Raw genomic sequence first — 24,171 nt, forward strand, 5'->3', positions numbered from 1 at the left:
AATGACGTCGACACCAAACAAAAACGCGGCCCGTCAGGGCCGCGTTTCAACTCGACCGGTCGCCCGGCGATTACGCCTGCGGCTGCGGCTCCAGGCCCGGATCGGGCCGCGGTCGCGGCTTGCCGGCGGGCGGCACCGCGGAGGTGCGCGGTCCCGAGGGTTCCAGCACCGATTCGCGGTTGGGCTTCTTGCCGTTGATGAGATCGGTGATCTCGTCGCCGGTCAGCGTTTCGAATTCCAGCAGGCCTTTGGCGAGCGCTTCGAGGTCGGCGCGCTTCTCGGTGAGAATGCGGGTCGCCTCGTTGTAGCCTTCCTCGACCAGCCGCTTGATCTCGGCGTCGATCTTCTGGACCGTCGCTTCGGAGGCGTTCTGGGTGCGTGACACCGACATACCCAAGAACACTTCGTCCTGGTTCTCGCCGTAGGACACCGTGCCGAGCTCTTCCGACAGGCCCCAGCGGGTGACCATCATCCGGGCAAGGCGAGTCGCCTGCTCGATGTCGGACGACGCACCCGAAGTCACCTTCTGACGGCCGAACACCAGCTCTTCGGCGACGCGGCCGCCCATCATGATGGCGAGGCGCGAGGTCATCTGCTCCAGCGACATCGACAGCTTGTCGCGCTCCGGAAGCTGCATCACCATGCCGAGCGCACGGCCGCGCGGAATGATGGTGGCCTTGTGGATCGGGTCGGTGGCGATGACGTTGAGGCCGACGATGGCGTGACCGCCCTCGTGATAGGCCGTCAGCATCTTCTCTTCCTCGGTCATCACCAGCGACTTGCGCTCGGCGCCCATCATCACCTTGTCCTTGGCGTCCTCGAACTCAGCCTGAGTGACCATGCGCTTGTTGCGCCGGGCCGCCATCAAGGCCGCTTCGTTGACGAGGTTCATCAGGTCGGCGCCGGAGAAGCCCGGGGTGCCGCGCGCGATGGTTTTCAGGTTGATATCCGGCGCCAGCGGCACCTTGCGAACATGCACCTTGAGGATCTGCTCGCGGCCGACGACGTCCGGGTTCGGCACCACGACCTGACGGTCGAAGCGGCCGGGACGCAGCAGCGCGGGATCGAGCACGTCGGGCCGGTTGGTGGCCGCGATCAGGATCACGCCCTCATTGGCTTCAAACCCGTCCATCTCGACCAGCAACTGGTTGAGCGTCTGCTCGCGCTCGTCATTGCCGCCGCCGAGACCGGCGCCGCGATGACGACCGACCGCGTCGATTTCGTCGATGAAGATGATGCAGGGCGCGTTCTTCTTGGCCTGCTCGAACATGTCGCGCACACGGGAGGCGCCGACGCCGACGAACATTTCGACGAAGTCCGAACCCGAGATGGTGAAGAACGGCACGTTGGCTTCGCCGGCGACCGCACGCGCGATCAGCGTCTTACCGGTGCCGGGCGGGCCGACCAGCAGCACGCCGCGCGGAATGCGGCCGCCGAGGCGCTGGAATTTGCCGGGGTCGCGCAGAAACTCGACGATCTCCTGCAGGTCCTGCTTGGCTTCGTCGACGCCGGCGACGTCTTCGAACGTCACGCGGCCGTGGGCTTCCGTGAGCATTTTCGCGCGCGACTTGCCGAAGCCCATCGCCTTCCCGGCGCCGCCCTGCATCTGCCGCGACAGGAAGATCCAGACGCCGATCAGCGCGATGAATGGCAGCCACGACACCAGCAGCGACACGAACCACGGGACGTTGTCGCCCGGCGGCTTCGCGGTGATCGCGACCTTGCCGTTGTAGAGACGCGTAACCAGCGACGGATCGTTCGGCGCGTAGGTCTGGAAGGTCGAGCCGTTGGTGAAGGTGCCGTGGATTTCCTGGCCCTGGATGACCACGTCGCGCACGTGATTCTGATCGACCTCGCTGAGCAGCTGCGAGAACGAGATGTCCTGCGATGCGGCGCGCTGGCCGGGATTCTGGAAGAGCGTAAACAGCGCCAAAAGCAGCAAGACGATAATGACCCAGAGGGCGAAATTCCGCAGATTGGCGTTCATCGATCTTCCTTATCGGTCGCGCGGATCGCGATCCCTTGGCCCGGGTGCGGCGAGACTGTCCTCGGACCGGCCAATTCACAATCTAGGTGTCACACGGCCGCCTGCCAAGAGAACCATTCAGGACTATTTAGCGCATTCCGACGTTCTGACGGCTCAAATCCGGGAGAGCCCAGCCTTCTCCAGGGGTGGTTAAGCTCCGGTGCGGCGTGATCAGCCGGCATTTCGTCGCCGTGGAGGCGCTGGGGCAATTTCGAGGCAATCCCGTGTCAACGTGATCACGGCCCCGGCAAGCGTCTGTTTCAGCTTGATTTGCCCCGGTTTCGGCGCCCGCTTTGCCGCGGCGGCTTCAAGCGCGGCGGCCAAAGCCTCGACCTTGCCGAGCTCGGGCCGGCCTTCCCGGCCAGCGCGCCCGAGCGCACGTAGCAACAACCGAATCCGGATTTCCGCCGTCAGCGCAGAGAATGCCGAGGCATCGTAGATCTGCTCTGAATGTCCTGTACTGCGCAGTGCCAGGAACTGCTCCGCACCATCGACCAGCAGCTCGAGCGCAGCGTCGGCGCGGGCGGCGCGGGCGGCAAACCTCGCAAGATTGCGCGAATCGCACCCCTCGGCGGCCAGCAGCGGCATCAGCTCGCGCAGCCGCGGGCGGGTGAAGCGGGGGTCGATATTGCCGGGGTCGGTTGCGAAGTCGATCTTCGCTTTGGTCAGCGTCGCAATCAGCTGCCGTTTGGAGACGTCCAGCAATGGACGGATCAGCACCGCACCTTCGCGCCGGGTCTCGCGTGCCATTGCCGCCAGCCCGGCGATGCCGCTGCCGCGGGACAGCCGCATCAGCACCGTCTCGGCCTGATCGTCGCGGGTGTGCGCGGTCATGATATGCGCCGCGCCGACCGCCTTCGCCGCCTTGGCCAGCAGCCGATAGCGCGCCGCGCGCGCCGCTGCCGGCAGTCCCGTCGCCGGCTTGTCGCCGGTCCAGCGCAGCGACCGATGCGGCAGATCGAGCGTGCGCGCGAACTCCTTGACCGACCGCGCCTCGCGGGCCGCTTCCGGCCGCAGGCCATGGTCGATGGTGACGACGAACAGCGCGGGCCCGCGCTTCAGCGCCTTGCGCCAGCGCGCGGCGAGCCACATCAGCGCCAGCGAATCCGGTCCGCCGGACACCGCGAGCACGATCGCGGGGACCGCCTTCCAGTCGGCGAAAAGGCCCGAAGCCTCACGCGCCGAAATCGGCGCTTCGTCATTCCCGGACATCGGCAGCGCAAGCCTCGGCTCGAGGCCCCGGCTCGGCCGGGGCTCTCGTCAGCCTAGCACTTAAGCTTCTTCTGCTCGGTGTCGACCGCCTTTTTCACGCCGGCCGATGCCTTCGGATATTTGCGGCCGATCTCGCCCAGAGCGGCGCAGGCGGCCTCTTTCTCTTTCAATGCCGACAGCGACTGGCCGAGCCGCAGCAGCGCATCGGGCGCCTTGGTCGACTTGTCGTATTTGCTCGTGACCGCGAGGAAAGCCTCCGCGGCGTCACGATACATCTGGCGCTGGAAGAAGCTCTCGCCGAGCCAGTATTGCGAATCCGGCGTCAGCGCGTCGTTGGGATATTTGCTCGCGAAGTTGCGCATCGTCTCTTCGGCGAGCGCGTAGTCGCGGCGCTGCATGTAGCCGATGCCGAGATCGAACTCGTCGCGCGGGCTGGCCGACGGCGGCAGCGTGGTCAGCCCTGACCCACCCGCCCCGCGCGGCGCCTGCTGCGGCGGCGCGCCGGCGTCGGGATAGCGACCGCCGGGATTGTTCGACAGGTCGAGCGGCGCGCCCGCCACCCCACTTTGCTCGGCCGGAACAGGCAATTGTCCGCCACCGAGCGCACGCGGGACGCCCGGCGCATTCGGGTTCTGGCTCGGATCGAACGCATCGCCCCGGCGGCGGCCGGTCGCCGGAGGCGCGACCGCCTGGTCCTGCACGATCGGCGCCTGTGGCTGCTGGCCGTAGACCGGCGCCTGCGGTTGCGGCTGCTGGCTATAGACGGGCGGTTGCTGCACAGCGGCCGCCGGCGGCGCGGCGGCGTTGCCGGGTGCGGCCGGCTGAGCCCCTGCACCGCCCTGCAATTGCCGGACCTGGTCTTCCAGGCGGCGATTGCGGTATTGCAGTTCCTCGTTCTGGCCGGTCAGTGTGCGCAGCCGCTCCTCGAGCTGCTGGATGCGGATTTCGGGATCGACCTCGCCGCCATATTGCTGGGCCAGCGCGGGAGCGGCGAAAGCGAGCAACGCGAACACCGCGAGGCTGCGCGCAGAAAGGGCAGGAATGGGTGACATTGGGGCCCGACGGTTGGGGATGGCGCGCCAGATTAGTAGCGCCGGATTGATCCCCGGACTACGCCAAAAATGTGACTGGAGCGATGGCCGACGGTCGCAGGCCGACACGATTCCAAACAGCAACGGCGCCCGAAGGCGCCGCTCCATCACATCGAACCCGAGCGCGCTCAGGCGCCGGCGTTCAGCACGGTGACCGCGCGGCGGTTCTGCGACCAGCACGAGATGTCGTTGCAGACCGCGACCGGACGTTCCTTGCCGTAGGAAATCGTCCGCATCCGCGACGGATCGATGCCGCGCGAGGCGAGATAGTTGCGCACCGATTGCGCACGGCGCGCGCCCAGCGCGATGTTGTATTCGCGGGTGCCGCGCTCGTCGGCATGGCCCTCGATCGTGAACGAGTAACGGTTGTAGCTCTGCAGCCACTGCGCCTGCTTGTCGAGCGTCGCGACCGCCTGCGGCGACAGTTCGGTCTGATCGCTTTCGAAGAACACGCGATCGCCGACATTGACCACGAAATCCTGTTGGCTGCCCGGGGTCGCCGCGTTGGCCATCGCGCCGTCGGCACCGAGACCGGTCTTGTTATTGGCGCAAGCCCCCATCGACAGGGCCACCGCGAGCACCGCGGCCAGCTTCAATCCCTGGAGGATTCGCTTCTGATGTTTCATTCCGGAGCCTCCACGCTCGCGATATTCGGACTGTCATCCGGTCTACAGGGCGATGGTTAAGCGAACGTTCCGTCAACCTTGACGAGACCTTGCCGGCTCCGATCAAAAGCCCCCGATCGGCGAAAAGCAATCGCAATGGTTAATGGGGTGTAAATGTGGCGCGACGGTGAAGGCGGGCCTCGCAAATCCGTGCCTCCAACGACACCTCGGCAGCTGCCGCGCATCAATGGATGCGGATCGCAATCCGCTGTGGGCAGACCCGACCGCGCCCGATCGGCTCAGCATTGCCCCCGGCTCTCCGGAATTCAGGAATGCCAGCTGATCTAGACGTGCTGGTGGCCGCTCGTCGCGAGCGGAGATTCGGCGAGCCGGAGCGACGCCGGTCGCGCCGTCGTCCGCGTGAACAGCTTGTGTCGTTCGAACGACGTCGAGCGCAAGAACGGATAGCGCGCAAACACCTTCATATGCGTGACGGGGAAATCGATTTCCATCAGCCCGATCGGTTTCTTCAGGCCGGGATAGACCCGCGGCGGGCAGACCGCGCTCATGAAGACACGGCGATAGAACGCCTGGTGCTCCGCGCGCACCGAAGCCAACCCGATGTCGGCACGAAAATGCTCGCAGGCCACATAGGCCAGACGCAAGGTCAGGTAAGCGAGCTCGGGCACGCGATTGGTTCGATCAGGATCCGAGACGAACCGGGTCGGATCGACGATCACCTTGCCGCTGGCCAGCCACGGCTCCAGCAGATCCGGAAACACGTCCATCGACGGGCAAGCCTGATTTTCCGGCGTCGCCAACGTGATTCTCAGGGAACTGGTCAGTTCTCCCTCGAAGAAAATCCCGAATATCCACGAATTCGGCAGGTCGTCGTAGCGATCGGTGACGATGCCGAGGGGATTGGGCTCGATCGCGCCCTCTTTCAGATAGGCGCGGTAACGCAGCCGGTAGATCGCGGCTCGCTCCGCTTCCGACTCGGCAAGCCGGTACTCAACCTTGTCGAGCAGTTCACGTCGGCGGACGGCAACGCGGCCCTCCTGCTGTTCCTGCCGGGCGGCATCCATGTCTATTCCCCTACCCCAAAACCGCACGCAAGATCGTATAAGCGAACGTTAACGGACCCTTAACGATGAAGCAAAGCATTTGAAACGTTAGGGTTAATCATCTCTGCGAAATCTAAGGTTGTATTGAGGCAGAGGCGCCGCGGCTGTGGTCAGGCGATGGAGCGGAGAGGAATCGAGAGGACCTTGCCGTCCTTCTGACGCTGGCCATGCGAGGCCGTCAGAAGTTTCCGGACGCGCGCCGCGGGAACCGGGCGGCTGAACAAATAGCCCTGCGCTTCGGTGACCGTCCCGTCGGCACTGATCAGTTCCAGTTGCTCGTTGGTCTCGATGCCCTCGACGACGACGGACATTCCGAGATCGGCACTCAACCGCGCCACGCCGCGCAGCAGCGTGAGCGGCCGGTCGCTGTCGATGCCCTCGAGGAAGGAGCGGTCGATCTTGACCTTCTGCAACGGGAACGTGTGCAGATAGCTCAGGCTCGAGTAACCGGTGCCGAAATCGTCGAGCGCGATCCGGACGCCCTCGGCATGCAACTGCGCGAGTGCGTCATGGGTGAACTGCGTATTGCGTAGCAGCGACGATTCGGTGATCTCGATTTCGAGCCGGCTGGCCGGCAGGCCCGAAACCTCGAGCGCGTAGCGCACCTCGTTGAGAATATCGCGCTGATGGAATTGCTGCGACGAGAAGTTGACGGCCACGCTGACCTGCTGAGGCCACATCATGCATTCCATGCAGGCCTTGCGCAGGATCCAGCGGCCGAGATCGACGATCAGGCCCATGTCTTCCGCAACCGGAATGATGTCGATCGGCGAGACCGTGCCGCGGACCGGATGATTCCAGCGCAGCAGCGCCTCGCACGTCGTGATCCGGCCGGTCTTCAGATTGACCAGCGGCTGGTAGTAAAGTTCGAATTCCTCGTTGGCGAGCGCCTTGCGCAGATCGAGCTCGAGAATGCGGCGCGCCTCGACGGTGTGGGCCATCTCCTCGCGGAAGAAGCAGAAGGTGCCGCGGCCGTCGGCCTTGGCGCGATACAGCGCCATGTCGGCGTTCTTCAGCAGGATGTCGGCGCGAATGCCCGGCGAGGTCGTCGCGATGCCGATCGAGGCCCCGATCTCGACGACGTGATGGTCGATCAGATAGCGGTCGCTGAGCCGCTCGACGATCCGCCGCGCCAGCACTGCGGCGTCCTCGTTGGACCGGATGTTCTGCTGGAAAACCACGAACTCGTCGCCGCCGAACCGCGCGACGAAGTCTTCGGGCCGCAGCATGTCGCGCAGCCGGTCGGCGACCGCGCACAACAGCCGGTCGCCGAGCGGATGGCCGAGGGTATCGTTGACCTGTTTGAACTGATCGAGGTCGACGAACAGCAGCGCCGACATTCGCGTCGTGCCGTGGCCGTGCTCGGCCGAGAGAATTCGTTCGATTTCGTCGCGGAACTGCACCCGGTTCGGCAAGGTGGTGAGTTCGTCGTAACGTGCCAGATGCACGATGCGCGCTTCGGCGTTGCGGCGTTCGGTGATGTCCTCGACCAGCACAACCGTGCCCCCGCCGGGCATCGGCTGGAACGTCCATGACAACGAGCGCGGCGCCGGCTCGTCGCCGACGGTGACGATTTCACCGGCCAGCGAGTTGTCGATCTCGGACAGGATCAAGCGGCCGCTCGAAGCCGAAATTGCGCCCACCGTCACGCAGGTCGCGACGATCTCGGTCGCGCTCGGCGAGCCCTCGGCGAGCGCATTGCCCAGTCTCATCATTTCAGCGAAGCGATTGTTCATGACGGCCAGCCGGCCGTCCCCGCGGAACATGCACAGGCCGTGCGGCATGTTGTTCAGGGCCGTATCGAACTGGTGCGCCAGCGCCGCCTCTCTCTCCCGCCCGATCCAGGCGTCGAGATAGATCCGCTGCAAGCTCGATGTCACATGCCTGATGGCGATGAAGAACACCGTGCTGAGCAGCGCCAATGCCAGATAGTAGATGCCGCCCACCGTGATCATCGCGATGATCAGCGGTCCGCAGCTCAACAACACTTGCAGATGAAAGATCTTGGGCCGTCCGAAGGTGCGGCCGACGCCTGCCGATGTGTAGGCCACCACCGTGGTGATGCAGAGCATGTGCGCGCCGGTGTCGTGGATGTCCAACAGGACCACCAACGACCACAGGCCGAGCGCGATACCATGACTGATCGCGCCCAGGCGGTATCGGTGCTCCCAGACATCGGCATCGTGCTGAGAAAGGGGTGCGTTCCGCTTTCGGTAGCGGTGCATCTGCCATGCGCGCGCGATACCGACCAGAACGAACAGGGGAACGAACAGCCAGTTCCAGATATTGCCGGTGACGAAACCGATCACGGACGCCGCGATGCCGGGCCCGAACGCTCCGATGATCATCGGCGCCGGATTCATGAACAACGAGTCGACCAGCCCGGCGTGAATCGCCGGCGACATCTCGGGATCGGCGTCTCGTTTTTGACTGGCAAGCTGCATCAGGCGCAAGCGGTCCTTTCAGCCCCGTTATAACCCGAGCAGATGAACTCTTTCTGAGTGAAGATGATTAGCGAGTCGTTACCGGTCTCATCGAAACCCGGAAATTCTTCGGCTTCATAGGGCGTTGCGCGCGCGCTGCCGACGAGCTGAACGGTCGCCGCCCGGTCGCCAACGAAACCTTAACGATTTACGACAACAGCGGCGACCAGGCCGGGTCCGAGGCGTAACCGGGAGTCGGGACCCGCAACTCGTTGCGGCCGGAGACGTCGACGGTGAACAGCGACGGGCCGGCATTGCCGCCGGGATCGCGGAAGAACATCAGCACCCGGCCGTTCGGTGCAAATGTCGGCCCCTCGTTGTGGAAGCCCGAGGTCAGGATGCGCTCGCCCGAGCCGTCCGGCTTCATGATGCCGATCGCGAACTGGCCACCGCCCTGCTTGGTGAAGGCGATGTAGTCGCCGCGCGGCGACCAGACCGGCGTCGAGTAGCTGCCGTCGCCGAACGAGATCCGCTGGGCCTGGCCGCCGCTGGCTGGCATCACGTAGATCTGCGGCTTGCCGCCACGGTCGGATTCGAAGCAGATCCGGGCGGCGTCCGGCGAATAGGACGGCGAGGTGTCGATCGCCGGGGTGTCGGTCAGCCGCGTCGTCGACTTCGAGCGCAAATCCATCACGAACAGGTTCGAATTGCCGCCCTGCTGCAGGCTCATGATGATGCGCTGGCCGTCCGGCGAAAATCTGGGGGCAAACGACATGCCGGGGAAGTTGCCGACGGTTTCGCGCTGCCCGGTCTCGATGTTGAACAGGTACACTTTCGGGTCGCCCTGCCCGAACTCCATGTAGGTGATCTCCTGCGTCGACGGCGAGAAACGCGGCGTCAGCACCAGATCGCTGCCGCGCGTGAGATAGCGGACATTGGCGCCGTCCTGGTCCATCAGCGCCAGCCGCTTGATGCGGCGGTCCGCCGGACCGCTCTCGTCGATGAAGACGACGCGGCTGTCGAAATATCCCTTCTCGCCGGTCAGCCGTTCGTAGATCTGGTCGGAGATGATGTGGGCGATCCGGCGCCAGTATTCCGGCGAGGTGAAATATTGCTGACCCGCGAGCTGCTGGCCGGTGGCGACGTCCCACAGCCGGAACTCGGCCTTGAGCCGCCCGTCGGGCTGGCGAGTCATCCGGCCGGTCACCAGCGCCTGGGCGTTGATGCTGGTCCAGCTTTTGAATTGCGGCGGCACGTCGATGTTGGTGATCTTCTCGACATAGGCGGCCTGGTCGATCGGCGCGAACAGGCCGCTGCGCTTCAGATTGTTGGTGATCACCTGGCTGACGCCGCCGCCGACCTCGTTGTCCGACGGCGTGCCTGCGACGAAATTCGGAATCGCGATCGGTAGCGGCGCGACGTTGCCCTCGGTGATCTGCACCCTGGCCTGGCCGAACGCGTCGCGCGCCGGTCCGAGCGCCAGCGCGCCTGCCGCCGTCGCGGCGGAAAGGATCATTTGTCTGCGATTCAGGTGGAGCGGCATGTTCGGCAATCCATCGGTCAGTCAGATGTCGCACGCGGCGGAGCGCCGGCGATCGTCAGCAAGCTTCGCATCAGGTCCGCCGGTCGGTGAACACGGGCGCGAAGTATTTCCATTCGTCGAAGAACGCCGGCGGCAGCTTGTAGGGCTGGCACTCGATGATCGCCCGCAGCGCGCTCTCCTGATACACGCGCAGGTAAGGCGTCGCCGGGTGGCCCTCGGGCTGCGGCATCGACTCGAGGGTGCCGTCGCGCTTCAGCCGGATCACGAAGGCGGCTTCGGCGCGCTGCGCCTCGATGCCGCCATACGGCTTCTTCCAGCAGCGCTCGACCTGCGACTGGAACATCGCGCCCCAGGTCGCGGAATTGTTCGCCGCGCTGCCCTTCGACAGCCCCAGCGCCGCGTTGGAATTCAGCGCGTCGCCGGCGACCGCCTGCCGGGTCGGATCGCGCTTGTCGAGCAAGGCCGCGATCTTCGACTGATCGAACACCCGCTCGGCCTTCGGCTTCGGCGGCTCGGGCTTGGCGGCGGCCTCGGTCTGCGGCGGCTTCTTCTTTTCTTCCTTCTTCAAGGCCTCGGCGATCGGATCGACCTTGGGCTCCGGTTTCTTTTCCGCTTCCTTGGCTTCTTCCTTCGCCGGCTCGGGCTTCTTCTCGGCCTTCTTCGGCTCTTCCTTCTTGGGCTCTTCCTTCACCACCGGCTTCGGCGGTTCGGGCTTCTTCTCGACCGGCTTTTCCTCGGTCTTGGGCTGCGGCGGCGGCGAGGTGTCGGTGACCACCGGGGGCTTCTTGTCATCGATCTTGCCGACGGTGTCCTCGACCGGCTTGGCCTCGGCGACCTTCTCGACCAGCGGCTTCGGATTCTCCTTCTTGCCGGAGCGCATCCCGGCCATCACCTTGGCGAGCTGATCCTCCGAAATCGTATCGACCGCGACGGAATCCTGCGGCTCGAGCTCGAAGGCCTTCGACGAGAACGACAGCATGGCCCCGCCGAGCACGAGAACGTGCAAGGCCACGGACGCCGCCAATGTCTTGTCGATCTTCACCTTCAGAATTCCCGCTCCATCCCCACGACGGCGCCCGCTGGTTCCCCGCTCAGGAGCCCTGCTCCGGCACGATGACGATATTGGCCTTGAAGCCGGCGGTCCGGATCTGGCCGAGCAGCTTCATCATGTCGGTATAGCAGACGTCCTTGTCGCCCCGAAGATAGACCACGTTGTCGGTCTCCGACCGCGTCGTCCGGATCGCCTTGATCTTCGCCTCCATCTCCGCCGGCGCGACCGGGCTGTCGCCGACATAGAGCTCGACCTGCGAGTTGCAGCCGCCGCCGGTGCGCTTCACCGACAGCGTCAGCGGCGGCGTGTTCGACTGAATCTGCGCGCCACCGCGGGCGACCGGCAGGTCGATGTCGATCGACGTGGTGAGCAGCGGCGCCGCGACCATGAAGATGATCAGCAGCACCAGCATGACGTCGACCATCGGCGTGACGTTGATCTCCGCCATCACCGGGCGCTTGCCGCGGCGGCGTCTGCCGCCACCCCCGCCGCCTGACGCTAGGTTCATCGACATGGTCTGGTGCTCACCTTGCGCTCACCTTCGTCCGACTCATGCGCGCTCGTCGATCTGCCGCGACAGGATGGCCGAGAATTCGTCCGCGAAACCCTCCAGACGCTGGGTCTGGCGGTTCACTTCGGACGTGAATTTATTATAGAAAATTGTCGCCGGAATTGCGGCGATCAGGCCGATGGCGGTGGCGAACAGCGCCTCGGCGATGCCGGGGGCGACCACCGCCAGCGAGGTGTTCTTGGATGCGGCGATCGACTGGAAGCTCGACATGATGCCCCAGACGGTGCCGAACAGGCCGACGAACGGGCCGGCGGAGCCGACCGTCGCCAGCACCAGCAGCCGTCGCTCCAGCCGTTCGACTTCGCGCGCGATCGAGACGTTCATCACCTTCTCGATCCGCATCTGCAGGCCGGCAAAGGAGCGTGAATGGCTTTCGAACGAGCGCTTCCACTCGCGCATCGCCGCGACGAAGCAGGCGGCCATCGAATGCGTCGGCTTGGCCGACAGGGTACGGTAGAGATCGTCGATCGATTCACCGGACCAGAACGCCTGCTCGAAGCGGTCCATCGCGCGCTTGGTGCGGGAATAAAGGATCAGCTTGTCGATCGCGATCGCCCAGACCCAGACCGAGCAGCCGATCAGCCCCAGCATCACGGATTTGACGATCCAGTGGGCCTGCCAGAACAGTCCGATCAGCGACATGTCGGCGGACACCAGCGGCATGGCTGACTGAGTCACGTCGGCCGGGTTCATGTCGGTTATCCTCTCACGCAAGGGTGCGGCGGCAGCCTATCTGGCGCCGGCCCCGGTTCCCCGCAGCCACGCGCCGTTCTGGCAAGAAGCGCCACAGCCGGAGTTTCGCGTTGTCAGTTGGGATGGCCGGTCCAAAAGCCGGGCCCTCAATCCCCTGCCAACGTGTCAAAACGAGGGCTGCAGGTGCATTCTTGACGCCCCTAACCAAACGCTAATCAGGGTTAAGAAGGGGTTACGATGCTCGGGAAAATGCCCGTGATCGCGGGCGAAGCGGCTCGGGCACACCGCGACGCGATCACTGCAGAGAGGGAACCGCGGGCGTCGGCAAATGGCGCAATTTGTCGGGATTGCGGACCACATAGATCGCGACGATCCGGTCGTTTTCGACCGCCAGCGCCGTGGTCTGGAGCCCATCGGCCTCCCGGGAAATGAACCCGGGCAGCCCGTCGATCCACCGGGCCGCGACCAGCGTGGACATCGACGGATGATACTTCCGCGCCAGGCCGGCGAACAACCGCGTCACCCGGGCGATGCCGGTGATCGGATTGCGCGCGGCGATCCGCTTGCCGCCGCCGTCGCCGTAGAACACGACGTCGTCGGCGAGCAGCGCGGTCAGCGCCTTCAGATCGCCGCTGCGCGACGCCTCGAAGAACGCCCCGGCAATGGCCTGGCCACGCTCATCGGACATCGGAAAGCGCGGCCGCTCGGCGCGGACATGGCCGCGGGCGCGGGCGGCAAGCTGGCGGCAGGCGGCGACGTCGCGATCGAGGGTGCGGGCGATCTCGTCGAAGCCGAGGCCGAACACGTCGTGCAACAGGAACGCCGCGCGCTCCAGCGGCGACAGCCGCTCCAGCGCCAGCATCAGCGTCAGCGTGATATCATCGCCGTCCTCGTCGGGCTGCGCGGTGATCAGCGGCTCGGGCAGCCATGGTCCGATATAGGTTTCGCGCCTGAGCCGCGCCGATTTCAGCACGTCGAGGCAAAGCCGAGTGACGACGCGCGTGAGGAACCCCGCGGGATCGCGCACCTCGGCGCGATCGGTCCGGTGCCAGCGCAAGTAAGCGTCCTGCACCACGTCTTCGGCCTCGGCGACCGAACCGAGCATGCGATAGGCGACCCGGATCAGCCGCGCGCGCAGCGGCGCGAAGCTCGCTGCGGCGTCGTCGCTGATGGTGGGCTCAGGAGGCCCTGGCATGGACGGCGGCCGCGACCGGATGGATCAGGCGGAAGCCGATCGCGATCCGATTCCAGGTGTTGATCGCGCCGATCAGCATGGTGAGATTGGCCTGTTCGGCCGCGTTGAAGTGCTGCGTCAGCAGCGCGTAGTCCGCGTCCGGCGCGTGGGTCTGCGCGACCAGCGTCAGCGCTTCGGTCCACGCCAGCGCGGCGCGTTCGCGATCGCTGTAGACCGGCGATTCGCGCCAGGCGTCGAGCAGATACAGCCGCTGCTCGGTCTCGCCATGGGCGCGGGCATCCTTGCTGTGCATGTCGAGGCAGAACGCGCAGCCGTTGATCTGCGAGGCGCGCATCTTCACCAGCTCGATCAGGCCCGGTTCGAGGCCGCTGGCCTTGATGGTGGTCTCGAGCGCGACCATCGCCTTGTAGGCATCGGGCGCGGCGGCGGCGGGGTTCAGGCGGGGCTTCATCGTCGTCTCCTGCGGTTGGATCAGGATAGGACGAGACGGCGCGGCGTGGCGTGACATTGTCGCGAGGAGATTTTTCGACCACCCCGAAACGAAGCCGCCCGCCTGGGTCTCAGGCGGGCGGCAATGGCGATGGAAGTCACAGATTCGAAGGGACGATCAGCCCTGCTGCGGCGCGTCCGGCGCCGGCTTGGTGCGGTGCTGCGCCATGAAGGCGTCGAACTCTTCCTTGTCCTTGGCGTGGCGCAGACGATCCAGGAAGTCCTTGAACTGAACCTGCTCTTCCTCGAGCCGGCGCAGCGTCTCCATCCGGTACTCGTCGAAGGCGCGGTTGCCGCTCGACGGCGGGCCGAAGCCGAAGCCGCCGCGGTCCATGCGCTCGCGCATCCGCTCCATCTTGTCCTGCATCCGCTCCATCTTGTTGGAGAAGCGGCTCCCACGATCCCAGCAACCCATGTTTCTGCTCCAGAGTGTGTAGAAGAGAAGTGCAAGCCCGATCGGCCACCAGACGATGAAGCCAGCCACCGTCAGCAGGATCCAACCCGGGCTCCAGGACGACCGCGGCGCGGGCTGATAGCGCTGTTGGGTCGGGCCCCATCGATTGTAGTCAGCGGCGTTCGCCATATGCCTCTCCATGACCGGCAACCGCCGGCGTGAATGTAAATAACATTTACATACCTAAGCCAATCTCTGGTTTTGTCAAGGCGGAGCGGGATTCGGTCGGGGCGACAATTTCGCGCGGCACTCACATCGCGGTGAGCGCGGCTATTGCGGGGCCGCGCCCCACGGGCCAGAACGCTTTGGTTCTGCAGGCTTTTCCGGCTGCGACCGGAGGTCGGCGGGAAATCCGAGACCGCGCAGATAGATCAGCACGCCGGCCTCCAGCAGTTCTTCGGCGGCCATCGGCAGCTTGCGCCGCGCGGCGTCGCCGCGGCCGAACAGCGACGCGATGCCGTGCGACATCGACCAGATGTGCAGCGCCATCATCAGTGCCGGCGGTCTTGTGACTCCGGCCGGAGTGAGCGCGGCGAGCCGTTCGGCGGCGGCGCGGATGACGTTGAAGGCGCGTTCCGACGCCGTCATCAGCAGCGGATTGGCGTCGACCGGCACGCCGGATTCAAACATCGCCGAGTAGTAGGCCGGCTCGTTGCGTGCAAAGGCGAGATAGGCCGGCCCGACCCGCATGAAGGCGGTGATCGCGTCGGGACGGCCGTCGTCCCAGGCCTTGGCGAGCACCTGCTCGAACAGTTCGAACCCGCGCTGGGCGATGATCGAGAGCAATTCCTCGCGATCGCGGAAGTGCCGATACGGCGCGGCCGGGCTGACGCCGGCCATCCGCGCGGCATCGGCAAAAGTGAAGCCGGCCGGCCCCTTCTCGGCGATCAGCCCGAGCGCCGCCTGCAGCAGCGCCTCTTTCAGATTGCCGTGATGATAGCCGCGCTCGGCGCGGCGCTCTTCCTTGCGCCAGCTCATGTGAAGGGCTTTTACATGAGGGCGGTGTAAAGGTCACTAACGGATCGGGACGCCGGCGCACGCCGACGGCGCTTCGACGTGACCGAAACGGGGGCGATTTCGGCGGCTTTGCTTGCGGCAAACCTGGGGCAAACTTGCGGCTGCCACTGCCGCAGCGATTTTATTGCGGCTAACCCGAGGCGGGCCTCCCCAGCCCCGGGTTCCAGTCACGGAACTCGGCTCACCCGCGCGCCGCGGACTGCATCTCCGCGAACCCGGCGAGCTCGCTTTGGATCTCATCCGGAAAGTCCGCGAGCTCCTGCACCTGCCGGATCTCGATGATCTCGTTCGGACCGGCCGGGCAGCGCCTGGCCCAGGCGATCGCCTCGTCGCGCGAGGCGACGTCGATCATCCAGTAGCCGCCGAGCACTTCCTTGACCTCGGCGAACGGTCCGTCGGTGACAAGAGGCTTGCCGCCGGCGAAGCTGACGCGCGCGCCCATCGACGGCGGATGCAGGCCGTCGCAGGTGATCAGCACGCCAGCCTGCTGCAGCGCCTCGTTGTATTTCATCATCGCCGCGATCGCGGCGGCATCGTCGGGCATGGTGCCCGGCGCGGCGGTCTCGTAGCCCTTCGGGATCATCAGCATCATGAATCGCATAGTCGGTTCCCTTTGAACACTTGATCGAATGATTGAAGCAACGCGGCATTCTCGAGTGCGGAGTCGTCATCCTGAGGTGCGCGCTCTTGCGCGCCTCGAAGGATGCGGCCAAGGTGCTTGCGGCTCATCCTTCGAGGCCCGCTGGGCCGCGCACGGCGCGGTCCAGCGGACACCTCAGGATGACGGCGGTGATTCCCTCAAAACCAGAGCTGCTCCAGCGGTTCGTCTGCTTCAATGACGAAGCGTGGACCGCCGGGCCGACAACTGCTTTCCGGATTTTTTCGCCGGGCCGCCCGCGCGGGCGGCGCTGCGGCAGTTCGGACGCCGCCGTCAGTACATGAAGTAGCGCTGCGCCATCGGCAGCACGTCGGCGGGGGCGCAGGTCAGGAGTTCGCCGTCGGCGCGGACTTCGTAGGTTTCGGGATCGACCTCGATGTTCGGCGTGGCGTCGTTGTGGATCATGCTCTTCTTCGAGATGCCGCCGCGGACATTGCTGACCGGATACAACGCCTTGGCGATGCCGAGGTCGCGCGCGAGAGGACCGGCGGCGGCGGCCTGCGAGGTGAACACCACCGACGACGCCGTCAGCGCGCGGCCATAGGCGCCGAACATCGGCTGGTAGTGCACCGGCTGCGGCGTCGGGATCGAGGCGTTGGGATCGCCCATCGGCGCCGCCACGATCATGCCCGCCTTGATGATGCAATCCGGCTTGACGCCGAAGAACGCCGGCGACCACAGCACCAGATCGGCCATCTTGCCGGTCTCGACCGAGCCGATCAGCTTCGACACGCCATGCGCGATCGACGGGTTGATGGTGTACTTCGAGATATAGCGCTTGACGCGGAAATTATCGTTGCGCGACGAGTCCTGCGGCAGGCTTCCGCGCTGCTTCTTCATCTTGTCGGCGGTCTGCCAGGTGCGGATGATGACTTCGCCGAGCCGGCCCATCGCCTGACTATCCGACGACATCATCGACAGCGCGCCGAGATCGTGAAGAATATCCTCCGCCGCGATCGTCTCCTTGCGGATGCGGCTCTCGGCGAACGCCAGATCTTCGGCGATCGACGGATCGAGATGATGGCACACCATCAGCATGTCGAGATGCTCGTCGATGGTGTTGCGGGTGAATGGCCGCGTCGGATTGGTCGAGGACGGCAGCACGTTCTCCAGCCCGGCGACCTTGATGATATCCGGCGCATGGCCGCCGCCGGCGCCTTCGGTGTGGAAGGCGTGGATGGTGCGGCCCTTGAACGCCTTGATGGTGTCCTCGACGAAGCCACTCTCGTTCAGCGTGTCGGAATGGATCATCACCTGGACGTCGTGATCGTCGGCGACGGTGAGGCAATTGTCGATCGCCGCCGGCGTCGTGCCCCAGTCCTCGTGCAGCTTCAGCGCGCAGGCGCCGCCCTCGACCATCTCGATCAGCGCGCCGGGCAGCGCCGCGTTGCCCTTGCCGGAAATGCCGAGATTGACCGGGAAGGCATCGAACGACTGAATCATCCGGCCGATGTGCCACGGCCCCGGCGTGCACGTCGTCGCGAAGGTGCCGTGCGACGGGCCGGTGCCGCCGCCGAGCATCGTCGTCACGCCGCTCATCAGCGCGTGTTCGATCTGCTGCGGGCAGATGAAGTGGATGTGGGCGTCGAAGCCGCCGGCGGTGAGGATCTTGCCCTCGCCGGCTATAATATCGGTGCCCGGGCCGATGATGATATCGACGCCGGGCTGGATGTCCGGATTGCCGGCCTTGCCGATCGCGCTGATCGTGCCGGCCCTGATCGCGACGTCGGCCTTGACGATGCCCCAGTGGTCGACGATCAGCGCGTTGGTGATCACCGTGTCGGCGGCGCCGTCCTTGTTGGTCACCTGCGACTGCCCCATGCCGTCGCGGATCACCTTGCCGCCGCCGAACTTCACCTCTTCGCCATAGGTGGTGAAGTCCTTCTCGACCTCGATGATCAGATCGGTATCGGCGAGCCGGACGCGATCGCCGGTGGTCGGGCCGAACATGTCGGCATAGACGGAACGCGAAATTCTGGTGCTCACAACACGGCCCTCCCGGACGAGGCGGTTTCGTCGTAGATGCGTTCGAGATAAGCGTTGACGCCGCGGCAGCCGGCGACGACCTGGTCGGCCCAATCGAGATAGTCGACCAGCCGCTCGCGCTCCCAATCGTCGGGCGGCGAGAAGATCAGCGAGCGCAGATTGCTGATCTTGTCGGCGACCTTGACCATCCGGGCGCGACCGCTCAGATGCGGCGCGTGCTCGACCTGCAGCCGCTTGCGCTCGGCCTTCGGCAGCGTCTTGTCGTCGGTGCATTCGATCACCAGCGCGGCGACGTCGTCGCCGAACTGCTCGATCAGTTCGTCGCGCGTCGTGCCGGAATCCTCGATGGTGTCGTGCAGCCAGCCGGCGGCGACCAGCGCGGCGTCGGAGCCATCGGTCGCCACCGCCAGCAGCTCGGCGACTTCGGCGACGTGATTGACGTAGGGCTCCTTCGCCGAACCCTTGCGCCGCTGTCCGGCATGGCACCGCGCGGCGAAATCGGCGGCGCGGGAGACCAGCACGAGGTCGGTCATCGCTTCACCCAAACCGCTTGCAGAACACATCAGAGCCAAAACGGACCTTTAACTCTTACATAGATATAGCCACCACAAGTCGCTGCTATCAGCAACGTCCAGACATACTGGCGCGAGTGCCTCATTGTCGGACTTCGAGTTTTTCGGTAGAAAGTGGTGTATCCAATCTCCGGATGTAGCTTCTCGATGTTTTCTAGATAGTCGTTGATAACTCTGATGGTACGATCAATCGCAACCGTCCTCAGCGCTGCCGCCATGCAGATCGTCGGAGGGACTAACGCAACCCATGTTGTGAATTCGTTTGCTTTCAAAGTAAACATAAAGACATATACCGCCGCCACGGCTCCAACCGTGTATATCTCCAACTGATCCATCCATTTGATGTCGTCCGCGAGAAGCTGACGACAGCTCTTGTATTCTTCAAGAAGCAGAGCCGATGGCTGCGAACTCATCACAATTTCCCCATCACGTCGCCGCGGAAGCCGTAGACGACGCGCTTGCCGGCCAATGCCACGAGTTGCACGTCGCGGGTCTGGCCGGGCTCGAAGCGGACCGCGGTGCCGGCCGCGATGTCGAGCCGCATGCCGCGGGCGCTGTCGCGGTCGAAACGCAGCGCCGGATTGGTTTCGAAGAAATGATAATGCGAGCCGACCTGGATCGGCCGGTCGCCGGTGTTGGCGACGCTCAGCGTCACCGTGGCGCGGCCGGCATTGAGTTCGATCTCGCCGTCTTCGATCAACAGTTCACCGGGGATCATCGCGACTTCCCTCTTCCCAGAATTGCTCGCTGACATCGAACTGATCGCGATGCCGGTCGACGTACTCGTAGAGCTTCACCGAGAGTTCATCGAGGTTCGGATTCAGCCGATCGTCGAAGGCGTAAACCTGATCGCGCACCTCGGCTGGCGCACGGTTCAAGATCACGGATTGCGTCGCCGCAGAATGCCACGCCGTGCCCGGACGTGATGCAGCGATTGCGTCATCCATGGTCTCGGCCAACTCGATCGCGTCGACCTCTCTCAATGCGTCGCAAATGTAGGGCGTATATTCGCCGGTCGAGTTGGTGAAGAATTGCCAGACACCACCATTGTAGAGCTCTGCCTGAAATCGCCACAGCATGACGAAGATGCGCTGGGCGCCCTGAAGGTCAGGCTCCAGCCCCGAGTCGTACAGATACTCTCCATGCAGTTCGGCGAGGGAATGTCCGGCCGATGATGCGTCGATCGCCACGGCCCCTCACCTGATCGGCTGGTGCACGGTGACGAGCTTGGTGCCGTCCGGGAACGTCGCCTCGACCTGGATGTCGTGGATCATCTCGGCGATGCCGTCCATGCACTGCTCGCGGGTGATGACTTCCGCGCCGGCCTGCATCAGCTCGGCGACGGTGCGGCCGTCGCGGGCGCCTTCGACGATGAAATCGGAGATCAGCGCGATCGCCTCGGGATGGTTGAGCTTGACGCCGCGCTCCAGCCTGCGGCGCGCCACCATCGCCGCCATCGAGACCAGCAGCTTGTCCTTTTCGCGGGGGGAGAGATTCATGCAGGCACTCGATCGATTGCAGAGGTCTTTGAGCGAAGCGAACGATACTAACTCAACCACAGCCGCGGCAGCGCGCGGCCGGCGGCGCGGCGCAGCACCGCCATCATGTCGGCGCGCAGCCTGGCGGCATCTTGGGCGCAGAACCGCGCCATTGCAATTCCATTCCAGGCGGTGATGCCGACCTCTGCACCGAAGGATTCGGCGTCCTCGCGCAGCCGCTCGACCAGCGCGGCGTCGCCCGGCGCGATCAGCGCGGTGCCGATCGCGACGCCGCCCTTCGCCACCGCCGGCCGCCGCAGAAGCGCGCCGATCTCGCCGTCGAGCCGCACGGTTTCGGCGTACACGAGCTTGCCGCCGACACGCAACCGCCAACGGTCGAGGAAGCGGCCGCTGCGCATCGTCTCGCCCATCGCCGAGCGGCCGAAGATCACGGATTCGCATAGCAGCAGCGAGGCGCCGCTTGCGAGATCGATATCGATCCGGCGCTCGACCCGGGCCTGATCGAACAGGATGGTCTCCTGCGGCAGCCACGACAGATGGCCGCCCTCGGCGACCTGCAATGCGATGTCGATCTGTGCGGCCGGGCCGTGCGAGCGATAGACCTTCTCGGCGGCGGCGGTGGTCAGCGTCAGCCGCGCGCCCTCGCCCACCGCGATGTCGATGCCGAAGCGATCGCCGCCGGCGACACCGCCGGCGGTGTTGACCAGCACGGCCGAGAGGCCCTGCTGCTCGGGCGACGGGAAACGAACGCGCAGCGAGCCGGATTCGTGCAGCTGTCCGCGCCGGGTGGCGCCGTCGACGGCGCGGACGTCGAACCGCACCGCGCCCTGCGCGCGGTTGCCGGCGAACACCGCGGAGTCGGCCGCACTGGTATCGACCGGGATCATATGGTGGATCCGCGGCATCGCCCCAACGGCGGCGCGCTCCCTCTCCCCGCTTGCGGGGAGAGGGGTGGGGTGAGGGGGCGTCTCCGCGAGTCGCAGAAGCTCGGCATCGTGGAGGCGCCCCCTCACCCGACCGGCTTTGCTACGCAAAGCCAGTCGACCTCTCCCCGCGCGCGGGGAGAGGTGAAGATGGCGCTTCCGATCGATCGATGAGTTCGCCGCACGCACGGCGCGCTCCCTCGCCCCGCTTTTGCGGGGAGAGGGGTGGGGTGAGGGGCGACGCGCGTCACGGACTCTCGGCTATGCGGAGGCGCCCCCTCACCCGATCGGCATCGCTGAGCGACGCCGATTGACCTCTCCCCGCGCGCGGGGAGAGGTGAAGAGGGGCGCGCGTGGTTATGCCGGAGCTGATGAGTCAAAGTCGTCCTACAACGCCATCTGCCGGCTGATCTCGGCGGGGTCGAGATTGGCGCGGTCGCAGGTGTATTTCACTGCGCCGCGATCCATCACCGCAAAGCTGTCGCCGAGCTCGCAGGCGAAATCGAGATATTGCTCGACCAGCACAATGGCGATGTTGCCGAGGCTGCGCAAATAGGAAATCGCCCGACCGATGTCCTTGATGATCGACGGCTGGATGCCCTCGGTCGGCTCGTCGAGCAAGAGGAGTTTGGGCCGCATCACCAGCGCGCGGCCGATCGCCAATTGCTGTTGTTGCCCGCCGGAGAGGTCGCCGCCGCGCCGGCCGAGCATCGAATTCAGCACCGGAAACAGCGAGAACACGTCGTCGGGGATCGACTTGTCGGCGCGCTTCAGCGGCGCATAGCCGGTCTTGAGATTTTCTTCGACGGTGAGCAGCGGAAAGATCTCGCGGCCCTGCGGCACCAGCGAGATGCCGCGCCGCGCCCGCTCGTAGGGCTTGAGCTGCGAGATGTCGGCGCCGTCGAAGGTGATCGACCCGGAAGCGATCGGCTGCTGGCCGACCATCGCGCGCAGCAAACTCGTCTTGCCGACGCCGTTGCGGCCGAGCACGCAGGTGACCTTGCCGGGTTCGGCCGCGATCGACACCCCGCGGAGTGCCTGCGCCGCGCCGTAATACAGGCTGATGTTGTCGACGTTCAGCATTTCACCGCCCCAGATACACTTCGACGACGCGCTCGTTCGCGGAGACGTCGTCGATGCTGCCCTCCGCCAGCACGGTTCCCTCGTGCAAACACGTCACCTTGACGCCGAGTTCGCGGACGAAGGTCATGTCGTGCTCGACCACCACGACGGTCTTGTCGTGGCTGTTGATCTCTTTCAGCAGTTCGGCGGTCTGATGGGTCTCGACGTCGGTCATGCCGGCGACCGGCTCGTCGACCAACAGCAATTTCGGATCCTGCGCCAGCAGCATGCCGATTTCGAGCCATTGCTTCTGGCCGTGCGACAGCGAGCCGGCGAGCCGGTCGCGCGCGTCGCCGAGCTTGATGATCTCCAGCACGCGGTCGATCCGCTTGCTCTCCGGCTCGCTGCGCCGCCAGAACAGCGTGCCGCGGACGCGGTGATCGACATTCAGCGCGAGCAGCAAATTGTCCTCGATGGTCTGGCTTTCGAACACCGTCGGCTTCTGGAATTTGCGGCCGATGCCGAGCGTGGCGATCCGGGTCTCGTCGAGCTTGGTCAGATCGACCGTGCCGTCGAACACCACCTCGCCTCTGTCGGGCCTGGTCTTGCCGGTGATGATGTCCATCATCGTGGTCTTGCCGGCGCCGTTCGGGCCGATGATGGCGCGCATCTCGCCGGGCTCCAGCGTCAGCGACAGATTGTTGATCGCGTGGAAGCCGTCGAACGAGACGTGGACGCCGTCGAGATACAGCATCGCCGAGGTGGTGCGGGTTTCCAAGAGGCTCATCGCTTCACCATGGTCGGTTCGATCACGCCGTCTTCTCGCGCGGCACTTTCGGCCGCGGCGGCGATCGCGCTGTCGCGCTGCGCTTGTCCGCGCTCCTTGCGCGCCTCCCACCAGGCGTTGAAGGTGCCGATGATGCCCTTCGGCAGCAGCAGCGTCACCAGCACGAACAGCGCGCCGAGCATGAACAGCCAGTACGGCGCCAGCGGCCCGGAGGTGAACACGGTCTTGGCGTAGTTGACGACGATGGCGCCGAGCGCAGCGCCGACCAGCGTGCCGCGGCCGCCGACCGCGACCCAGATCACCGCCTCGATCGAATTCGCCGGGGCGAATTCGCCCGGATTGATGATCCCCACTTGCGGCACGTAGAGCGCGCCGGCGACGCCGGCCATGCAGGCCGACAGCGTGAACACGAACAGCTTGTAGGATTCGACGCGGTAGCCGAGGAACCGGGTGCGGCTCTCGGCATCGCGGATCGCGATCAGCACCTTGCCGAGCTTGGACGTCACCACCGCCCGGCAGATCAGGAAGCCGATGCCGAGCGCCAGGCAGCTCAGCACGAACAGCGCGGCGCGGGTGCCCTCGGCCTGGACGTTGAAGCCGAGAATGTCCTTGAAGTCGGTGAGGCCGTTGTTGCCGCCGAAACCGAAATCGTTGCGGAAGAACGCCAGCAGCAACGCGTAGGTCATCGCCTGCGTGATGATCGACAGATACACGCCGGTGACGCGCGAGCGGAACGCCAGCCAGCCGAAACAGAACGCCAGCAGGCCGGGCACCACCAGCACCATCAGCGCGGCGAACCAGAACATGTCGAAGCCGTACCAGTACCATGGCAGTTCCTTGTAGTTCAGGAACACCATGAAGTCCGGCAGCACCGGATTGGCATAGACGCCGCGGTCGCCGATCTGGCGCATCAGATACATCCCCATCGCGTAGCCGCCGAGCGCGAAGAACGCGCCGTGGCCGAGCGAGAGAATGCCGCAATAGCCCCAGATCAGGTCGATCGAGAGCGCGAGGATAGCGTAGCAGACATATTTGCCGAACAGCGAGATCAGATAGGTCGGCACGTGAAGGAACGAGCCCTCCGGCAGCAGCAGGTTCGACAGCGGCAGCAGCACGCCGACCGCGGCGAGCACCAGCAGGAAGATCGTCGCGCTGCGATTGAGCGAGCGGGTGAGGATGTGGGGGGTCAT

25 protein-coding genes are annotated in these 24,171 nt (G+C 65.3%); all 25 read right to left on the minus strand.

Annotated features, from left to right (window positions below; translation table 11 throughout):
* Positions 1–70: 70 nt before the first annotated feature.
* The 25 genes from ftsH to urtC all read right to left on the minus strand — a co-directional run bounded on the left by ftsH (position 71) and on the right by urtC (position 24,171).
* Positions 71–1,987 (minus strand): ATP-dependent zinc metalloprotease FtsH, encoded by a 1,917-nt coding sequence (ftsH, locus tag ACTZWT_RS00965; protein ID WP_444767855.1) that lies wholly within the window; start codon positions 1,985–1,987, stop codon positions 71–73.
* A gap of 210 nt (positions 1,988–2,197) precedes the next feature.
* Positions 2,198–3,238 (minus strand): tRNA lysidine(34) synthetase TilS, encoded by a 1,041-nt coding sequence (gene tilS / locus ACTZWT_RS00970; RefSeq protein WP_444767856.1) that lies wholly within the window; start codon positions 3,236–3,238, stop codon positions 2,198–2,200.
* Between the two features lie 53 nt (positions 3,239–3,291).
* Positions 3,292–4,290 carry a tol-pal system protein YbgF gene (gene ybgF, locus ACTZWT_RS00975; protein ID WP_444767857.1) on the minus strand — a complete coding sequence of 333 codons (999 nt, stop codon included), beginning with the start codon at positions 4,288–4,290 and terminating at the stop codon, positions 3,292–3,294.
* A gap of 167 nt (positions 4,291–4,457) precedes the next feature.
* Complete coding sequence (pal, locus tag ACTZWT_RS00980) at positions 4,458–4,955, minus strand: peptidoglycan-associated lipoprotein Pal (RefSeq protein ID WP_444767858.1); 498 nt, start codon at positions 4,953–4,955, stop codon at positions 4,458–4,460.
* Positions 4,956–5,278: 323 nt separating this feature from the next.
* The gene (locus ACTZWT_RS00985; protein ID WP_444767859.1) at positions 5,279–6,019 is read right to left on the minus strand and encodes an N-acyl amino acid synthase FeeM domain-containing protein; all 741 of its coding nucleotides are present in this window, start codon (positions 6,017–6,019) and stop codon (positions 5,279–5,281) included.
* 149 nt (positions 6,020–6,168) lie between these two features.
* Positions 6,169–8,502 (minus strand): putative bifunctional diguanylate cyclase/phosphodiesterase, encoded by a 2,334-nt coding sequence (locus ACTZWT_RS00990; RefSeq protein WP_444767860.1) that lies wholly within the window; start codon positions 8,500–8,502, stop codon positions 6,169–6,171.
* A gap of 187 nt (positions 8,503–8,689) precedes the next feature.
* On the minus strand, positions 8,690–10,024 hold the full coding sequence (gene tolB / locus ACTZWT_RS00995) for a Tol-Pal system beta propeller repeat protein TolB (protein ID WP_444767861.1): 1,335 nt from the start codon (positions 10,022–10,024) through the stop codon (positions 8,690–8,692).
* A 70-nt stretch (positions 10,025–10,094) separates the two neighbouring features.
* Positions 10,095–11,066 (minus strand): cell envelope integrity protein TolA, encoded by a 972-nt coding sequence (locus ACTZWT_RS01000; RefSeq protein ID WP_444767862.1) that lies wholly within the window; start codon positions 11,064–11,066, stop codon positions 10,095–10,097.
* A gap of 49 nt (positions 11,067–11,115) precedes the next feature.
* The gene (locus tag ACTZWT_RS01005; RefSeq protein ID WP_444767863.1) at positions 11,116–11,589 is read right to left on the minus strand and encodes an ExbD/TolR family protein; all 474 of its coding nucleotides are present in this window, start codon (positions 11,587–11,589) and stop codon (positions 11,116–11,118) included.
* Positions 11,590–11,625: 36 nt separating this feature from the next.
* Entirely contained in the window at positions 11,626–12,339 is a 714-nt protein-coding gene (tolQ, locus tag ACTZWT_RS01010; RefSeq protein WP_011440705.1) for a protein TolQ, read from the minus strand.
* Positions 12,340–12,634: 295 nt separating this feature from the next.
* Complete coding sequence (locus tag ACTZWT_RS01015; RefSeq protein WP_444767864.1) at positions 12,635–13,534, minus strand: sigma-70 family RNA polymerase sigma factor; 900 nt, start codon at positions 13,532–13,534, stop codon at positions 12,635–12,637.
* Positions 13,518–13,985 carry a carboxymuconolactone decarboxylase family protein gene (locus ACTZWT_RS01020; RefSeq protein ID WP_444767865.1) on the minus strand — a complete coding sequence of 156 codons (468 nt, stop codon included), beginning with the start codon at positions 13,983–13,985 and terminating at the stop codon, positions 13,518–13,520. Before ACTZWT_RS01020 ends, ACTZWT_RS01015 begins: the two co-directional genes overlap by 17 nt.
* Positions 13,986–14,141: 156 nt before the next feature.
* Positions 14,142–14,606, minus strand: a complete 465-nt coding sequence (locus tag ACTZWT_RS01025) for a DUF2852 domain-containing protein (protein ID WP_444767866.1) — start codon at positions 14,604–14,606, stop codon at positions 14,142–14,144.
* Positions 14,607–14,747: 141 nt separating this feature from the next.
* Complete coding sequence (locus ACTZWT_RS01030; protein ID WP_444767867.1) at positions 14,748–15,455, minus strand: TetR/AcrR family transcriptional regulator; 708 nt, start codon at positions 15,453–15,455, stop codon at positions 14,748–14,750.
* A 220-nt stretch (positions 15,456–15,675) separates the two neighbouring features.
* Positions 15,676–16,095 carry a YciI family protein gene (locus ACTZWT_RS01035; protein WP_444767868.1) on the minus strand — a complete coding sequence of 140 codons (420 nt, stop codon included), beginning with the start codon at positions 16,093–16,095 and terminating at the stop codon, positions 15,676–15,678.
* Between the two features lie 330 nt (positions 16,096–16,425).
* Positions 16,426–18,138: an urease subunit alpha gene (ureC, locus tag ACTZWT_RS01040; RefSeq protein WP_444767869.1), complete on the minus strand. Its 1,713-nt coding sequence runs from the start codon at positions 18,136–18,138 to the stop codon at positions 16,426–16,428.
* Positions 18,135–18,671 (minus strand): HD domain-containing protein, encoded by a 537-nt coding sequence (locus tag ACTZWT_RS01045; RefSeq protein WP_444767870.1) that lies wholly within the window; start codon positions 18,669–18,671, stop codon positions 18,135–18,137. The genes ureC and ACTZWT_RS01045 overlap by 4 nt, the downstream gene beginning before the upstream one ends.
* 29 nt (positions 18,672–18,700) lie before the next feature.
* Positions 18,701–19,123 carry a hypothetical protein gene (locus tag ACTZWT_RS01050; RefSeq protein WP_444767871.1) on the minus strand — a complete coding sequence of 141 codons (423 nt, stop codon included), beginning with the start codon at positions 19,121–19,123 and terminating at the stop codon, positions 18,701–18,703.
* Positions 19,123–19,428, minus strand: coding sequence for an urease subunit beta (locus ACTZWT_RS01055; protein WP_444767872.1), 306 nt, complete (start codon positions 19,426–19,428; stop codon positions 19,123–19,125). The genes ACTZWT_RS01050 and ACTZWT_RS01055 overlap by 1 nt, the downstream gene beginning before the upstream one ends.
* Positions 19,415–19,900 carry a DMP19 family protein gene (locus tag ACTZWT_RS01060; protein WP_444767873.1) on the minus strand — a complete coding sequence of 162 codons (486 nt, stop codon included), beginning with the start codon at positions 19,898–19,900 and terminating at the stop codon, positions 19,415–19,417. The genes ACTZWT_RS01055 and ACTZWT_RS01060 overlap by 14 nt, the downstream gene beginning before the upstream one ends.
* Positions 19,901–19,906: 6 nt before the next feature.
* The gene (locus tag ACTZWT_RS01065) at positions 19,907–20,209 is read right to left on the minus strand and encodes an urease subunit gamma (protein ID WP_011440696.1); all 303 of its coding nucleotides are present in this window, start codon (positions 20,207–20,209) and stop codon (positions 19,907–19,909) included.
* A gap of 47 nt (positions 20,210–20,256) precedes the next feature.
* A complete protein-coding gene (locus ACTZWT_RS01070; RefSeq protein WP_444767874.1) occupies positions 20,257–21,096 on the minus strand; it encodes an urease accessory protein UreD in 840 nt (279 codons plus the stop codon).
* A gap of 423 nt (positions 21,097–21,519) precedes the next feature.
* Complete coding sequence (gene urtE, locus ACTZWT_RS01075; RefSeq protein WP_444767875.1) at positions 21,520–22,215, minus strand: urea ABC transporter ATP-binding subunit UrtE; 696 nt, start codon at positions 22,213–22,215, stop codon at positions 21,520–21,522.
* A gap of 1 nt (position 22,216) precedes the next feature.
* On the minus strand, positions 22,217–22,981 hold the full coding sequence (gene urtD / locus ACTZWT_RS01080) for an urea ABC transporter ATP-binding protein UrtD (protein ID WP_444767876.1): 765 nt from the start codon (positions 22,979–22,981) through the stop codon (positions 22,217–22,219).
* Positions 22,978–24,171 carry an urea ABC transporter permease subunit UrtC gene (urtC, locus tag ACTZWT_RS01085; protein WP_444767877.1) on the minus strand — a complete coding sequence of 398 codons (1,194 nt, stop codon included), beginning with the start codon at positions 24,169–24,171 and terminating at the stop codon, positions 22,978–22,980. The genes urtD and urtC overlap by 4 nt, the downstream gene beginning before the upstream one ends.

Source organism: Rhodopseudomonas sp. NSM, assembly GCF_052445935.1.
Taxonomy (GTDB): Bacteria; Pseudomonadota; Alphaproteobacteria; order Rhizobiales; family Xanthobacteraceae; genus Rhodopseudomonas.

Bases quoted from the DNA above. Each gene is read 5' to 3' on its own strand.
- ftsH (WP_444767855.1), bottom strand. From the start codon at position 1,987: ATGAACGCCAATCTGCGGAATTTCGCCCTCTGGGTCATTATCGTCTTG.
- tilS (WP_444767856.1), bottom strand. From the start codon at position 3,238: ATGTCCGGGAATGACGAAGCGCCGATTTCGGCGCGTGAGGCTTCGGGC.
- ybgF (WP_444767857.1), bottom strand. From the start codon at position 4,290: ATGTCACCCATTCCTGCCCTTTCTGCGCGCAGCCTCGCGGTGTTCGCG.
- pal (WP_444767858.1), bottom strand. From the start codon at position 4,955: ATGAAACATCAGAAGCGAATCCTCCAGGGATTGAAGCTGGCCGCGGTG.
- ACTZWT_RS00985 (WP_444767859.1), bottom strand. From the start codon at position 6,019: ATGGATGCCGCCCGGCAGGAACAGCAGGAGGGCCGCGTTGCCGTCCGC.
- ACTZWT_RS00990 (WP_444767860.1), bottom strand. From the start codon at position 8,502: ATGCAGCTTGCCAGTCAAAAACGAGACGCCGATCCCGAGATGTCGCCG.
- tolB (WP_444767861.1), bottom strand. From the start codon at position 10,024: ATGCCGCTCCACCTGAATCGCAGACAAATGATCCTTTCCGCCGCGACG.
- ACTZWT_RS01005 (WP_444767863.1), bottom strand. From the start codon at position 11,589: ATGTCGATGAACCTAGCGTCAGGCGGCGGGGGTGGCGGCAGACGCCGC.
- tolQ (WP_011440705.1), bottom strand. From the start codon at position 12,339: ATGAACCCGGCCGACGTGACTCAGTCAGCCATGCCGCTGGTGTCCGCC.
- ACTZWT_RS01015 (WP_444767864.1), bottom strand. From the start codon at position 13,534: ATGCCAGGGCCTCCTGAGCCCACCATCAGCGACGACGCCGCAGCGAGC.
- ACTZWT_RS01020 (WP_444767865.1), bottom strand. From the start codon at position 13,985: ATGAAGCCCCGCCTGAACCCCGCCGCCGCCGCGCCCGATGCCTACAAG.
- ACTZWT_RS01025 (WP_444767866.1), bottom strand. From the start codon at position 14,606: ATGGCGAACGCCGCTGACTACAATCGATGGGGCCCGACCCAACAGCGC.
- ACTZWT_RS01030 (WP_444767867.1), bottom strand. From the start codon at position 15,455: ATGAGCTGGCGCAAGGAAGAGCGCCGCGCCGAGCGCGGCTATCATCAC.
- ACTZWT_RS01035 (WP_444767868.1), bottom strand. From the start codon at position 16,095: ATGCGATTCATGATGCTGATGATCCCGAAGGGCTACGAGACCGCCGCG.
- ACTZWT_RS01045 (WP_444767870.1), bottom strand. From the start codon at position 18,671: ATGACCGACCTCGTGCTGGTCTCCCGCGCCGCCGATTTCGCCGCGCGG.
- ACTZWT_RS01050 (WP_444767871.1), bottom strand. From the start codon at position 19,123: ATGAGTTCGCAGCCATCGGCTCTGCTTCTTGAAGAATACAAGAGCTGT.
- ACTZWT_RS01055 (WP_444767872.1), bottom strand. From the start codon at position 19,428: ATGATCCCCGGTGAACTGTTGATCGAAGACGGCGAGATCGAACTCAAT.
- ACTZWT_RS01065 (WP_011440696.1), bottom strand. From the start codon at position 20,209: ATGAATCTCTCCCCCCGCGAAAAGGACAAGCTGCTGGTCTCGATGGCG.
- ACTZWT_RS01070 (WP_444767874.1), bottom strand. From the start codon at position 21,096: ATGATCCCGGTCGATACCAGTGCGGCCGACTCCGCGGTGTTCGCCGGC.
- urtE (WP_444767875.1), bottom strand. From the start codon at position 22,215: ATGCTGAACGTCGACAACATCAGCCTGTATTACGGCGCGGCGCAGGCA.
- urtD (WP_444767876.1), bottom strand. From the start codon at position 22,981: ATGAGCCTCTTGGAAACCCGCACCACCTCGGCGATGCTGTATCTCGAC.
- urtC (WP_444767877.1), bottom strand. From the start codon at position 24,171: ATGACCCCCCACATCCTCACCCGCTCGCTCAATCGCAGCGCGACGATC.